This is a genomic window from Klebsiella sp. P1CD1 (genome assembly GCF_003790505.1).
Lineage (GTDB): Bacteria > Pseudomonadota > Gammaproteobacteria > Enterobacterales > Enterobacteriaceae > Klebsiella > Klebsiella variicola.
This window is the reverse complement of record NZ_CP033631.1, coordinates 3,389,013-3,402,586: the sequence shown is the minus strand read 5'-3', so window position 1 is coordinate 3,402,586 and position 13,574 is coordinate 3,389,013. Positions and strand designations below refer to the sequence as shown.

Genomic DNA, 13,574 nt, shown 5'->3' with positions numbered 1-13,574 from the left:
TTAACTGAGATGCCATGTCGATGAAACTTCCACCGCTGAATGCGCTGCGCTGCTTTGAAGCGGCGGCACGGCTGCTTAGTCTGAAGCAGGCCGCCAGTGAGCTTTGCGTTACGGCAAGCGCCGTCAGCCAGCAAATTGCCCGCCTCGAGGAAGCGCTGAATACCCCGCTTTTTATTCGTACTCCCCGACAGTTACAGTTAACGGAGGTGGGGGAGATCTACCTGCGGGCCGTTCAGCCCGCCTTTCTCCAGATAGCCGCCGCCACCCAGCGCCTGCAGGTGCCCGCGGGGCCAGAAAAGGTGACGCTCAGCTGTACCAGCGGCTTCGCCATTCAGTGGCTGCTGCCGCGGCTGGCTGATTTTGAACGACGTTATCCAAAGATTGAGATCCAGATCGGCACCACCAACCGGCGAGTAGATTTGCTGAGTGAAGGGATCGATTTTGCCGTGCGTCATGGTGTCGGCGGCTGGCCGGAACTGCAGGCTTACCGCCTGCTGGATGACGACCTTATCCCGGTCTGTAGTCCGCAACTGATTGCTCCGCGCCGGTCCCTCGCCGATGCGGGCGATCTGCTGCAGTATCCGCTGCTGCACGATGAGCATCGTGAAGACTGGGCGCTGTGGTGTGAGGCCGTGGGGCTGGAGCCGGACCGCGCGCGCCGCGGTCCGGTGTTCACTGATTCCAACGGCGTGACGGAGGCGGCGTTCGCTGGTATGGGGATGGCATTACTGCGACGTTCATTCATAGCGTCTGCGCTGACGCAGGGGCGGCTGGTTAATCCTCTGGCGCAGCCCATCGCCTGTCCGCTGGCCTATCATCTGGTTTACCACGAGACCGCGCTGCTGGCGCCTGCCAACCGCTGTTTTCGCGACTGGCTGCTCGGCCAGCGCCCGGCTGTTGTTGAGGAGGGCGCGCAGTGAGGAGGATCACTGTCCGGTAAAGATCTCTATGTGTGAAGGCGCACAGGAGAATGAGGAAAATCTGTTCCATACTCAAGGTGCGATACGGCGAACAGAAGCTTTCCCGACGAAGTTAGTGTAGTATGTTCGGCCACGATTACGGGCTCGCGGTGAATGTTTTGCGCATGCCAGCGAGACTTTACGTAAAAAGTATATACGTAACAATGAGTTGTTCATACAGGCCTCATTGTTTCATAAAGCATACCAGACGCCTGGGAAGGCGACACCTTAAGGAAGCTCAATGAGCGAGAAACTGCAAAAAGTGCTGGCCCGCGCCGGCCACGGCTCCCGCCGTGAAATTGAAGCGAAAATCGAAGCTGGCCGCGTCAGCGTCGACGGAAAAATCGCCACCCTCGGCGATCGTGTGGAAATCGTCCCCGGTTTAAAAATTCGTATCGATGGTCATCTGATCTCGGTGAAAGAGTCTGCTGAGCAGATCTGTCGCGTGCTGGCTTACTATAAGCCGGAAGGCGAGCTGTGCACCCGTAACGATCCCGAAGGGCGCCCGACGGTGTTTGATCGCCTGCCAAAACTGCGCGGCGCGCGCTGGATTGCCGTTGGCCGTCTGGACGTGAACACCTGTGGCCTGCTGCTGTTCACCACCGATGGCGAACTGGCAAACCGCCTGATGCATCCGAGCCGTGAAGTCGAGCGTGAGTACGCCGTTCGCGTTTTCGGCCAGGTGGATGATGATAAGCTGCGTCAGCTGTCTCGTGGCGTGCAGTTAGAAGATGGTCCGGCAGCATTTAAAACCATCAAATTCACCGGCGGTGAAGGGATTAACCAGTGGTACAACGTCACCCTGACCGAAGGGCGTAACCGCGAAGTGCGTCGCCTGTGGGAAGCGGTCGGCGTGCAGGTCAGCCGTCTGATCCGCGTGCGCTATGGCGATATTCTGCTGCCGAAAGGCCTGCCGCGCGGCGGCTATACCGAACTGGACCTGGCGCAGACCAACTACCTGCGCGAGCTGGTGGAGCTGACGCCGGAAACCAGTTCTAAAGTTGCTGTCGAGAAAGACCGTCGCCGGATGAAAGCCAATCAGATCCGTCGGGCGGTGAAGCGTCACAGCCAGACCAGCGCTAACCCGCGCCAGGGTAACAACAGCAATCGTCGTTCCAGTACTCGCAATAAGACCAACGGTTAATGTTGTGCGTTCCGGTGGATTGCCGCCGGAACGCGTCCTGCCTTTCGCCGTATCAGGCCCTCAGTAGTCAATTCCCATCTGCGCTTTGATCCCGGCATCAAACGCATGCTTGACCGGACGCAGTTCGCTGACGGTATCCGCCAGTTCAATAATATCGCGATGGCAGCCGCGGCCGGTAATGATCACCGACTGATGGGCAGGACGCTCACGCAGGGCGCTTAGCACCGACTCCAGCGGCAGGTAATCGTACGCCACCATGTAAGTCAGCTCATCCAGCAGCACCAGATCGAGCTGGTCGTCAGCCAGCATACGGCGGGCATGCTCCCAGACCGCCAGACAGGCGGCGGTGTCGCTGTCGCGATCCTGGGTGTTCCAGGTGAAGCCTGTCGCCATCACCTGAAATTCGACGCCGTGGGGTTCCAGCAGGTTACGCTCACCGTTAGGCCAGGTCCCCTTAATAAACTGGATCACGCCGACTTTTTTGCCGTGGCCGACGGCGCGGGTCGCGGTGCCAAAGGCGGCGGTGGTTTTGCCTTTGCCGTTGCCGGTAAAGACCATCACAATGCCGCGTTCGTCCTGGGCTGCCGCCACCCGGGCGTCAACTTTATCTTTCAGCCGCTGCTGGCGTTCGCGGTAGCGTTCATCACTCATTGGGCAATTCCTGGCTTACGGCCCGGTTGGGCGTCAAAGGTCATTCCCGTCTTGCGGCGACTGTCGTCACCCATCAGCCACAGATAGACGGGCATAATGTCAGCGGGGGTCTTCAGTTTTAGCGGATCTTCCGTCGGGAAGGCGCTGGCGCGCATCCCGGTGCGGGTGCCGCCGGGGTTGATGCAGTTCACCCGCAGATGACGGCTTTGGTACTCGTCGGCCAGCACCTGCATCATCCCTTCGGTGGCGAATTTGGAGACCGCATAGGCGCCCCAGTTGGCGCGGCCCTGACGACCAACGCTGGACGAAGTGAAGACCAGCGAGCCCGCATCCGAACGGAGTAATAAAGGAAGAAGCGCCTGGGTCAGCATAAAAGTGCCATTGACGTTCACCTGCATCACCTGCTGCCAGACCTCCGGCTTCTGCTCGTCCATGGGGCAGATGTCGCCGAGCAGGCCGGCGTTGTGCAGCACGCCGTCAAGACGGGGATAGTGCATACTTATCTGCTGCGCCAGCTGCTGGCACGCCTGCGGCGTGCAGGTTAGCAGGTCGAGGGTAAACCAGCGGGCGGGAATGCCGCCCTCGCGTTCAATCTCCTGGGCGACGGCGCGCAGTTTTTCGTCGTTGCGGCCAAGCAGAATCACGCTGGCGCTATAGCGCGCGTAGGTCAGGGCCGCTTCACGACCAATCCCGTCGCTGGCGCCGGTGACCAGGATGATGCGATCTTTCAGCAAGTGGCGTTGCGGTTGATAATGCACGGCGACTCCTTGGGCGATCGGTTCCCGATCGCGCTTCATCTTTGGTATCTCACTTTTGCGCTGTTATGCCTGAAAGTGCTCGCCATTGCAATCGGCGAAGCGGAAAGTATTCAGAAAATTAATATCTTGCAACGATTTCAGCCTCGCTGAAAAAAAACGGAATCCGCTGCGCACAAGACACAAAGCACAAAGACTTCTCGTCAGGGGCTGATGTACACTGTGCAGCAACGTCAGTGCTTTACACAAGGTGAAAACGTGGAATTACTTGCTCAGTACGGCTTATTTTTAGCCAAGATCGCGACGGTTGTCGTCGCTATCGCGGTGATTGCCGCTATTATCGTCAACCTGGCCCAGCGTAAGAAGCAGCGCGGCGAACTGCGGGTGACCAATCTTAGCGAGCATTACAAAGAGATGAAGGAATCGCTGGCGGTGGCGCTGCTTGACGGCCCGCAGCAGAAACAGTGGCATAAAGCGCAGAAGAAAAAGCAAAAACAAGAGGCGAAGGCCGCGAAAGCGCGGGCGAAGCTGGGTAACGTGGAGCCGGAAGGCAAGCCGCGCGCCTGGGTGCTGGATTTCAAAGGCAGCATGGATGCCCATGAGGTCAACAGCCTGCGGGAAGAGATCACGGCGGTGCTGGCGGCGGCGAAAGCGCGTGACCAGGTGGTGATTCGTCTGGAAAGCCCCGGCGGGGTGGTGCACGGTTACGGGCTGGCAGCCTCTCAGCTGCAGCGGTTACGCGACAAACAGATCCCGCTGACGGTGGCGGTTGACAAAGTGGCGGCCAGCGGCGGCTATATGATGGCTTGCGTGGCGAACAAAATCGTGTCGGCGCCATTTGCGATCCTTGGCTCCATTGGCGTGGTGGCGCAGATCCCTAACCTCCATCGCTTCCTGAAGAACAAAGATATTGATATCGAACTGCATACCGCCGGGCAGTACAAACGGACGCTCACTATGCTGGGCGAAAATACCGAAGAAGGGCGGCGCAAGTTCCGTGAGGATCTCAATGAGACGCACCATCTGTTCAAGGATTTCGTCCATCGGATGCGTCCGGGACTTGATATTGAGCAGGTAGCTACCGGCGAGCACTGGTACGGGGTGCAGGCGCTGGAAAAAGGGCTGGTGGATGCGGTTGAAACCAGCGATGAGCTGTTGCTGGGGCTCATGGAGAGCCACGAGGTGATCGGGGTGCGTTATCAACAGCGTAAGAAAATGCTCGACCGCTTCACCGGTAGCGCCGCGGAGAGCGCCGATCGACTTCTGCTGCGCTGGTGGCAGCGCGGTCAGAAACCGCTGATGTAAACAACATAACGCGAGGCCAGGGCCTCGCGTTATCGTTTCCACCGGCCTTAATCGACCAGGTGATACTTGTCTGACAGCTCGTGGGCGAGGTACTTAAACATGTTAAATACCGCCGTACTCTTCGGCGTCGGTAAGCCCTGCTCGTCAAGATAAAACTCACCGCTAAACACCAGGACATTGTTGCGCTGAACGACGTCGGTGGCTTCGATACCGGCTAACGTATCCTCATGTTCGCGAATAAGTTTGTTGGCTTTTTCGAGCAGCGTCTGGCGATCGATAGGTTGGGTTGTACCTTGCATAACGGACTCCTCTTTTTCTCCGCGCGTAGTTTACGCCGCGCGGCGGCGTGGGGCAAATTTTCCATGGACAAAACAGGGTTAATCGTAACCAGTGGAGAAACAGCCGTTTACTGGCGGGTTTCGCTTTTGCATGCTAATAAAGTTGCGTAACGAATTTTATCAGGTACAGTGTGACGCTTTCGGCGATCTGGCAACAGATTTGCTTGACATTCGGCCAAAAATTCTTCGTGCTATGTCACCTGACGAAAAAAAGTCAGCAAACTCAAACGCCTGGTTTTACGGAGATGAAGCGGGTGTTCAGGGTTGATATTCACCGACGGTGCCGCAACATATGAGGCAGTCGCCAGTGGAGGGTGTATGAATGTGCGATGTATTCCTGGATGAATCAAATTAGGTAAAGGTGAATATGGGTAAAGCTCTCGTTATCGTTGAGTCCCCGGCAAAAGCCAAAACGATCAATAAGTATCTGGGTAATGACTACGTGGTGAAATCCAGCGTCGGTCATATCCGCGATTTGCCGACCAGTGGATCAGCTTCCAAAAAGAGCACCGACTCTACCGCCACCAAAGGGGCTAAAAAGCCTAAAAAGGACGAACGTGGTGCTCTGGTTAACCGCATGGGCGTGGACCCATGGCATGACTGGAATGCGCACTATGAAGTACTTCCGGGTAAAGAAAAGGTAGTTTCAGAACTCAAACAGTTGGCGGAAAAAGCTGACCACATCTATCTCGCAACCGACCTTGACCGCGAAGGGGAAGCCATTGCCTGGCACCTGCGGGAAGTGATCGGCGGCGATGAACAGCGTTACAGCCGCGTGGTGTTCAATGAGATCACCAAAAACGCTATTCGTCAGGCCTTCGAAAAGCCGGGCGAACTGAATATCGATCGGGTTAACGCCCAGCAGGCGCGCCGCTTTATGGACCGCGTGGTGGGCTATATGGTCTCGCCGCTGCTGTGGAAGAAAATTGCCCGTGGTCTTTCTGCCGGGCGCGTGCAGTCCGTTGCGGTCCGCCTGGTGGTGGAACGTGAGCGTGAAATCAAAGCCTTCGTCCCGGAAGAGTACTGGGAAGTTGATGCCAGCACCACCACGCCGGGCGGCGACGCGCTGCCTCTGCAGGTGACTCACAAAGACGATAAGCCGTTCCGTCCGGTCAGCCGTGATGAGACCATGGCGGCGGTATCGCTGCTGGAAAAAGCCAGCTACAGCGTGCTGGAGCGAGAAGACAAGCCGACCAGCAGCAAGCCGGGCGCGCCGTTCATCACCTCCACGCTGCAGCAGGCGGCCAGCACCCGTCTCGGCTTCGGCGTGAAAAAGACCATGATGATGGCTCAACGTCTCTATGAGGCGGGGCACATCACCTATATGCGTACCGACTCCACCAACCTGAGTCAGGACGCGCTGAACATGGTTCGCGGTTATATCAGCGACAACTTTGGCAAAAAATATCTGCCGGAGAGCGCTAACCAGTACGCCAGCAAAGAAAACTCGCAGGAAGCGCACGAAGCGATTCGTCCTTCTGATGTGAGCGTGCTGGCGGAAACGCTGAAAGATATGGAAGCCGATGCGCAGAAGCTCTATCAGCTGATCTGGCGCCAGTTTGTCGCCTGTCAGATGACGCCGGCGCAATACGATTCCACCACGCTGACCGTGGCGGCGGGCGATTTCAAACTGAAAGCACGCGGTCGTACCTTACGTTTCGACGGCTGGACCAAAGTCATGCCGGCGCTGCGCAAGGGCGATGAAGACCGGACGCTACCGGTGGTTAAACAGGGCGACCGCCTGAGCCTGGTGGAGCTGACGCCTGCGCAGCACTTTACCAAGCCGCCGGCGCGCTTCAGCGAAGCTTCGCTGGTCAAAGAGCTGGAAAAACGCGGTATCGGCCGTCCTTCCACCTACGCTTCGATCATCTCGACCATTCAGGATCGCGGCTACGTGCGGGTGGAAAACCGTCGTTTTTACGCGGAGAAAATGGGCGAAATCGTCACCGATCGGCTGGAAGAAAATTTCCGCGATCTGATGAACTACGACTTCACCGCGCAGATGGAAGATCGTCTCGACCAGGTGGCCAACCACCAGGCCGAGTGGAAAGAGGTGCTGAACCACTTCTTCGGCGATTTTACCACTCAGCTGGAGACCGCAGAGAAAGATCCGGAAGAGGGCGGCATGCAGCCGAACCCGATGGTGCTTACCAGCATCGACTGCCCGACCTGTGGACGTAAAATGGGCATCCGTACCGCCAGCACCGGTGTTTTCCTCGGCTGTTCGGGCTATGCTCTGCCGCCGAAAGAGCGTTGCAAAACCACCATCAACCTGGTGCCGGAAAACGAAGTCCTCAACGTGCTGGAAGGCGATGACGCGGAAACCAACGCGCTGCGTGCCAAACGTCGCTGTCAGAAGTGCGGGACCGCAATGGACAGCTACCTTATCGATCCTAAGCGTAAACTGCACGTGTGTGGTAATAACCCGACCTGTGACGGCTATGAGATTGAAGAGGGCGAGTTCCGCATCAAGGGCTATGACGGTCCGGTAGTGGAGTGCGAGAAGTGCGGTTCTGAAATGCACCTGAAAATGGGGCGTTTCGGCAAGTACATGGCCTGTACCAACGACGAGTGTAAGAACACGCGTAAGATCCTGCGCAACGGCGAAGTGGCTCCGCCGAAGGAAGATCCGGTGCCGCTGCCGGAGCTGCCGTGCGAGAAGTCTGACGCGTACTTTGTGTTGCGCGACGGGGCGGCGGGTGTCTTCCTGGCGGCCAACACCTTCCCGAAATCACGGGAAACGCGTGCGCCGCTGGTGGAAGAGCTGTACCGCTTCCGCGATCGTCTGCCGGAAAAACTGCGCTATCTCGCCGATGCGCCGCAGCAGGATCCGGAAGGTAATAAAACGCTGGTGCGCTTTAGCCGTAAAACGAAACAGCAGTATGTGGCTTCCGAAAAAGAGGGTAAAGCGACCGGCTGGTCAGCCTTCTTTATTGACGGTAAATGGACTGAAGCCAAAAAGTAATCGTGCAGTATCAGGCAGGAAAAGCGCGCTTTTCCTGCACTAACGGCCGGCAGAGGCAGTGGATGCCTCTGCCGCGCCGTTTCCCCTTCTGGATGATCTTTTCTTCCCCTTATAACCACCTATATTATTTTTCGTTAGTGTCTATACACTGTTGATATAAATGATATAGTGGTTATAGCTAATCCCTTTTTTATTATTAAAACGTCTTATACATCATCGCTTTCAGGATGCGTTGCGGCGCCACTACGGCCAACTGCCGGGAGGCCGGGCCTCACGGTCGACAAGTTGCCTGAACGTAAAGTGTATTAAGCGGCTTCATTTTACGCGCAAACGGATATCAGCATGAAACTACAACAGCTTCGCTACATCGTAGAGGTGGTGAACCATAACCTGAATGTTTCATCCACCGCCGAAGGGCTTTATACCTCCCAGCCGGGCATCAGTAAGCAGGTCCGCATGCTGGAAGATGAGCTGGGCATCCAGATTTTCGCCCGCAGCGGCAAACATTTAACCCAGGTGACGCCTGCCGGGCAGGAGATCATCCGTATCGCCCGCGAGGTATTATCGAAAGTCGATGCGATTAAATCTGTCGCCGGGGAGCATACCTGGCCTGATAAAGGGTCGTTATATGTGGCGACGACCCATACTCAGGCGCGCTATGCGTTACCGGGGGTGATCAAGGGCTTTATTGAACGCTACCCGCGCGTGTCGCTGCATATGCATCAGGGCTCGCCAACCCAGATTGCAGAAGCCGTATCGAAAGGCAACGCCGACTTCGCCATCGCCACCGAGGCGCTGCATCTGTATGACGATCTGGTGATGTTGCCATGCTATCACTGGAACCGGTCGATTGTGGTGACGCCTGAGCATCCTCTGGCCGCGAAGGGCTCGGTTTCCATTGAAGAGCTGGCGCAGTACCCGCTGGTGACTTATACCTTTGGCTTTACCGGCCGTTCGGAACTGGATACCGCGTTTAACCGTGCGGGTCTGACGCCGCGCATTGTCTTCACCGCCACTGACGCCGACGTGATCAAAACCTATGTTCGCCTGGGGCTTGGGGTCGGGGTGATAGCCAGCATGGCAGTCGATCCGGTCTCTGACCCGGACCTGGTGAAGCTGGATGCGAACGGCATATTCAGCCACAGCACCACCAAAATTGGTTTCCGCCGCAGCACCTTCTTACGAAGCTACATGTATGATTTTATTCAACGTTTTGCACCCCATCTGACCCGGGATGTCGTGGATACCGCGGTGGCTTTGCGGTCGAATGAAGATATTGAAGCGATGTTTAAAGATATAAAACTTCCGGAAAAATAACCCTTAAAAAAATAATGGCATTCCCTGTGGGGAGTGCCATTGACTATCATGGTCCTAATTTAACATCTTAAACCTCGAACCAATCACAAAATTAATAATTTCTGGCAACACGTTTGTCATTATGCCCGCCGCGATCAAATAACCGGTTAAATATATTCCATCAGGCCTAAATTCACTGGATTAATCTTTTATCCATAATTAAGATTTATCTGTACCTGATGATTTGAGCAATTGGTGGTGACAATATGATAAGTAATATCGATTACATGAAACTGGCGATGTCATACGAGAATGACAAAACCGAAATCGATCCCGTTCTGCGTAGTCGCGTATGGGGCGTAGTGTTGGTAGGGCTGGCGATGTTCTGGAGCATCATCGCGCTTACCATCTGCAACATCTGGATTGTCAGCTAAAGCTGTAGGTCATCGTTGTAGATACATGTCATTTTTATGACAGTGAAAGGAAACTGTAATATAAAATCAGTGACCGGCAATACAGGGAGAATATATTTTGCCGCTGGATTCATCCAATCTGAAATCACTCACAAGAGCTAATCATAGCCAGCTGGCCGATTAGCTCTTTTTTTGTCCTCGTGTACTAATACAATATCGTCTTAATCATCGCTTCTGCACTATTTTGGTGCTATTTCTCCGATTCCAGGATAATTCCCGATTAATCACTGTCGACCTCGGCGCATTTAGCAATTTGGGTTGTTATCAAAGTGTTATGCTCGGTATGTGTTATCTTTAATGGAGACCCTGAGGAGAATCAGGGTATGCCATCCCTGAGATAAAGGAGGAGCTATGTCGTCAACCCTACGAGAAGCCAGTAAGGACACGCTGCTGGTCAACGAGAAAACCTGGCATTACTACAGTCTGCCGCTGGCAGAGAAACAGCTGGGCGATCTCAGTCGACTGCCTAAGTCGCTGAAGGTGCTGATGGAGAACCTGCTGCGCTGGCAGGACGGTGACTCGGTGACAGAAGAAGATATTTGTGCCCTGGCCGGCTGGCTGCAACAGGCCCATGCCGACCGGGAGATCGCTTACCGTCCCGCGCGCGTCCTGATGCAGGACTTTACCGGCGTGCCGGCAGTCGTGGATCTGGCCGCCATGCGCGAGGCGGTGAAGCGCCTGGGCGGCGACACCGCGAAAGTGAATCCGCTGTCGCCCGTCGATCTGGTGATCGACCACTCGGTCACTGTCGACCGTTTCGGCGATGACGAGGCCTTCGAAGATAACGTCCGTCTGGAAATGGAGCGTAACCACGAACGTTACGCTTTTCTGCGCTGGGGACAACAGGCCTTCAGCCGCTTCAGCGTAGTGCCGCCGGGCACCGGTATTTGTCACCAGGTCAACCTGGAATACCTCGGTCGGGCCGTCTGGAGCGAAGAGGTGAATGGGAAGTGGATGGCGTGGCCGGATACCCTGGTGGGCACCGACTCTCATACCACCATGATTAACGGTCTCGGCGTACTGGGCTGGGGTGTGGGCGGGATTGAAGCGGAAGCCGCCATGTTGGGTCAGCCGGTGTCGATGCTGATCCCGGATGTCGTGGGCTTTAAGCTCAGCGGCAAACTGCGCGAAGGCATCACCGCCACCGATCTGGTGCTGACGGTCACCCAGATGCTGCGCCAGCACGGTGTCGTCGGCAAGTTTGTTGAATTCTACGGCGATGGCTTGGATACCTTACCCCTGGCCGATCGCGCCACTATCGCCAATATGGCCCCGGAATATGGCGCCACCTGTGGTTTCTTCCCGATCGATGATGTGACGCTTAGCTATATGCGTCTGAGCGGCCGTAGCGAAGAACAGGTCGCCCTGGTGGAAGCCTATGCCAAAGCGCAGGGCATGTGGCGCCAGCCGGGCGATGAGCCGGTCTTTACCAGCACCCTGGCGCTGGATATGGGCAGCGTTGAGGCAAGCCTTGCCGGGCCGAAACGGCCGCAGGATCGCGTGGCGCTCGGCGATGTGCCGAAAGCCTTTGCTGCCAGCGGCGAGCTGGAAGTTAACCATCCTCAGCGTCAGCGCCAGCCGGTGGATTATACGCTGAACGGGCATCACTATTCGCTACCGGACGGCGCCGTGGCCATTGCGGCCATTACTTCCTGTACCAATACCTCCAACCCCAGCGTGCTGATGGCCGCCGGTCTGCTGGCGAAAAAAGCCGTCGAGCGTGGCCTGCAGCCGCAGCCGTGGGTAAAAGCTTCCCTGGCGCCAGGCTCGAAAGTGGTGTCGGATTATCTGGCTCATGCCGGCCTGACGCCTTACCTCGACCAGCTCGGCTTCAATCTGGTGGGATATGGCTGTACCACCTGTATCGGTAACTCCGGTCCGTTGCCGGAACCTATCGAAGAGGCGATCAAAAAGGGCGATCTGACCGTCGGGGCGGTGCTTTCCGGTAACCGTAACTTCGAAGGGCGTATCCATCCGCTGGTGAAAACCAACTGGCTGGCCTCGCCGCCGCTGGTCGTCGCTTACGCCCTGGCGGGGAACATGAATATCGATCTCACCCGCGAGCCGTTGGGGCAGGGCAGCGATGGCGAACCGGTTTATCTGAAAGATATCTGGCCGAGCGGGGAGGAGATTGCCCGTGCGGTGGAACAGGTCTCCACTGAGATGTTCCGCAAAGAGTACGCGGAAGTGTTTTCCGGTACCGAGGAGTGGAAAGCAATCAAGGTGGAGGCGTCAGATACCTATGACTGGCAGGAGGACTCGACTTATATTCGCCTGTCGCCGTTCTTTGACGAGATGGGCGTCGAACCGCTGCCGGTAGAGGATATTCTTGGCGCGCGGATCCTCGCCATGCTGGGCGATTCAGTGACCACTGACCACATTTCGCCGGCGGGGAGCATCAAAGCCGATAGCCCGGCAGGCCGCTATCTGCAGGAGCATGGGGTTGCCCGGCGCGACTTTAACTCCTATGGTTCCCGTCGCGGTAACCATGAGGTGATGATGCGCGGCACCTTCGCCAATATCCGTATTCGTAACGAAATGGTACCGGGAGTGGAAGGCGGTATGACCCGACATCTGCCGGACCGCGAACCGGTGGCGATCTACGATGCGGCGATGCAGTATAAAGCGGAAGGCATACCGCTGGCGGTGATTGCCGGTAAGGAGTATGGCTCAGGTTCCAGCCGCGACTGGGCGGCGAAGGGGCCGCGCCTGCTGGGCATTCGGGTGGTGATTGCCGAGTCCTTCGAACGTATCCACCGCTCCAACCTGATCGGGATGGGGATTTTGCCGCTGGAGTTCCCGCAGGGCGTCACCCGTAAAACGCTGCAGTTGACCGGGGAAGAGCGGATTGATATTAGCAATCTGCAGTCGCTTCAGCCTGGCGCTACGGTGCCGGTGACCCTGACTCGCCCTGACGGCTCGCAGGAAGTGATCCCTTGTCGGTGCCGTATCGACACCGCGACCGAGCTCACCTACTACCGCAACGACGGCATCCTGCACTACGTTATCCGCAATATGCTGTAAAACAAAGGGCCAGCATCGCTGGCCCTTTCTCTTTTATTCAATCGGTTTATTCCGCCGGCTTGCTGTTCAGCAAATGGCCCATTTTGGCGGCTTTAGTATCCAGGTAGTGAGCATTTTTCGGGTTACGCCCGACGATCAACGGTACCCGCTCCACAATGTTGATCCCGGCTTCGGTAAGAATTTCCACTTTTTTCGGGTTATTGGTTAATAACCGAACCTGCTCAACGTTGAGCAGTTTGAACATATCGGCGCACAGGGTGAAGTCGCGCTCATCGGCGGCGAAGCCCAGCTGATGGTTCGCCTCAACGGTGTCGTAGCCCTGATCCTGCAGCGCGTAGGCGCGGATTTTATTCAATAAACCAATGTTGCGTCCTTCCTGGCGGTGATAGAGCAGGATCCCCCGACCTTCTTCGGCGATATGCGACAGGGCCGCTTCCAGCTGAAAGCCGCAATCACAGCGCAGGCTAAACAGGGCATCGCCCGTCAAACACTCTGAATGGACGCGGGCCAGGACCGGCGACTGCCCCGAGATATCGCCATACACCAGCGCGACATGATCTTGTCCGGTTGCCAGTTCTTCAAAACCCACCATCAGGAAATCGCCCCATGGGGTTGGCAGTTTGGCTTCTGCCACACGTTTAAGCTGCATGTGATTCTCCAGATT

Annotated in this window: 11 protein-coding genes; 7 read left to right on the top strand and 4 right to left on the bottom strand. The window is 56.6% G+C overall.

Features of this window, described 5'->3' with window-relative positions:
• The first annotated feature begins 20 nt into the window (after nt 1–20).
• Together gcvA and rluB are read left to right on the top strand one after the other, a co-directional pair.
• On the top strand, nt 21–920 hold the full coding sequence (gene gcvA, locus DTA24_RS16955) for a transcriptional regulator GcvA (protein ID WP_008807780.1): 900 nt from the start codon (nt 21–23) through the stop codon (nt 918–920).
• A 280-nt stretch (nt 921–1,200) separates the two neighbouring features.
• Nucleotides 1,201–2,103, top strand: a complete 903-nt coding sequence (gene rluB, locus DTA24_RS16950) for a 23S rRNA pseudouridine(2605) synthase RluB (protein WP_008807781.1) — start codon at nt 1,201–1,203, stop codon at nt 2,101–2,103.
• A gap of 60 nt (nt 2,104–2,163) precedes the next feature.
• On the opposite strand, the gene cobO is transcribed toward rluB, so the two are convergent.
• Nucleotides 2,164–2,754: a cob(I)yrinic acid a,c-diamide adenosyltransferase gene (gene cobO / locus DTA24_RS16945; protein ID WP_002901749.1), complete on the bottom strand. Its 591-nt coding sequence runs from the start codon at nt 2,752–2,754 to the stop codon at nt 2,164–2,166.
• Complete coding sequence (locus DTA24_RS16940; RefSeq protein ID WP_012542052.1) at nt 2,751–3,512, bottom strand: YciK family oxidoreductase; 762 nt, start codon at nt 3,510–3,512, stop codon at nt 2,751–2,753. Before DTA24_RS16940 ends, cobO begins: the two co-directional genes overlap by 4 nt.
• 255 nt (nt 3,513–3,767) lie before the next feature.
• On the opposite strand from DTA24_RS16940, the gene sohB reads away from it, so the two are divergent.
• Entirely contained in the window at nt 3,768–4,814 is a 1,047-nt protein-coding gene (sohB, locus tag DTA24_RS16930; RefSeq protein ID WP_008807783.1) for a protease SohB, read from the top strand.
• Between the two features lie 47 nt (nt 4,815–4,861).
• On the opposite strand, the gene DTA24_RS16925 is transcribed toward sohB, so the two are convergent.
• A complete protein-coding gene (locus DTA24_RS16925; RefSeq protein ID WP_002901761.1) occupies nt 4,862–5,113 on the bottom strand; it encodes a YciN family protein in 252 nt (83 codons plus the stop codon).
• 406 nt (nt 5,114–5,519) lie between these two features.
• Here DTA24_RS16925 and topA point away from each other — a divergent pair, with 406 nt between their 5' ends.
• From topA to acnA, 4 genes are all read left to right on the top strand, one after another.
• Complete coding sequence (gene topA, locus DTA24_RS16920; RefSeq protein WP_008807785.1) at nt 5,520–8,117, top strand: type I DNA topoisomerase; 2,598 nt, start codon at nt 5,520–5,522, stop codon at nt 8,115–8,117.
• A gap of 342 nt (nt 8,118–8,459) precedes the next feature.
• The gene (gene cysB / locus DTA24_RS16915; protein ID WP_008807786.1) at nt 8,460–9,434 is read left to right on the top strand and encodes an HTH-type transcriptional regulator CysB; all 975 of its coding nucleotides are present in this window, start codon (nt 8,460–8,462) and stop codon (nt 9,432–9,434) included.
• A 245-nt stretch (nt 9,435–9,679) separates the two neighbouring features.
• Nucleotides 9,680–9,847, top strand: coding sequence for a YmiA family putative membrane protein (locus DTA24_RS16910; RefSeq protein WP_002901776.1), 168 nt, complete (start codon nt 9,680–9,682; stop codon nt 9,845–9,847).
• A gap of 390 nt (nt 9,848–10,237) precedes the next feature.
• On the top strand, nt 10,238–12,910 hold the full coding sequence (gene acnA / locus DTA24_RS16905) for an aconitate hydratase AcnA (RefSeq protein WP_101856735.1): 2,673 nt from the start codon (nt 10,238–10,240) through the stop codon (nt 12,908–12,910).
• 46 nt (nt 12,911–12,956) lie between these two features.
• Here the strand turns inward: acnA and ribA are convergent, their stop codons facing one another.
• Nucleotides 12,957–13,559, bottom strand: a complete 603-nt coding sequence (gene ribA / locus DTA24_RS16900; protein WP_008807788.1) for a GTP cyclohydrolase II — start codon at nt 13,557–13,559, stop codon at nt 12,957–12,959.
• Nucleotides 13,560–13,574: the final 15 nt, after the last annotated feature.

Bases quoted from the DNA above. Each gene is read 5' to 3' on its own strand.
- gcvA (WP_008807780.1), top strand. From the start codon at position 21: ATGAAACTTCCACCGCTGAATGCGCTGCGCTGCTTTGAAGCGGCGGCA.
- rluB (WP_008807781.1), top strand. From the start codon at position 1,201: ATGAGCGAGAAACTGCAAAAAGTGCTGGCCCGCGCCGGCCACGGCTCC.
- cobO (WP_002901749.1), bottom strand. From the start codon at position 2,754: ATGAGTGATGAACGCTACCGCGAACGCCAGCAGCGGCTGAAAGATAAA.
- DTA24_RS16925 (WP_002901761.1), bottom strand. From the start codon at position 5,113: ATGCAAGGTACAACCCAACCTATCGATCGCCAGACGCTGCTCGAAAAA.
- topA (WP_008807785.1), top strand. From the start codon at position 5,520: ATGGGTAAAGCTCTCGTTATCGTTGAGTCCCCGGCAAAAGCCAAAACG.
- cysB (WP_008807786.1), top strand. From the start codon at position 8,460: ATGAAACTACAACAGCTTCGCTACATCGTAGAGGTGGTGAACCATAAC.
- DTA24_RS16910 (WP_002901776.1), top strand. From the start codon at position 9,680: ATGATAAGTAATATCGATTACATGAAACTGGCGATGTCATACGAGAAT.
- acnA (WP_101856735.1), top strand. From the start codon at position 10,238: ATGTCGTCAACCCTACGAGAAGCCAGTAAGGACACGCTGCTGGTCAAC.
- ribA (WP_008807788.1), bottom strand. From the start codon at position 13,559: ATGCAGCTTAAACGTGTGGCAGAAGCCAAACTGCCAACCCCATGGGGC.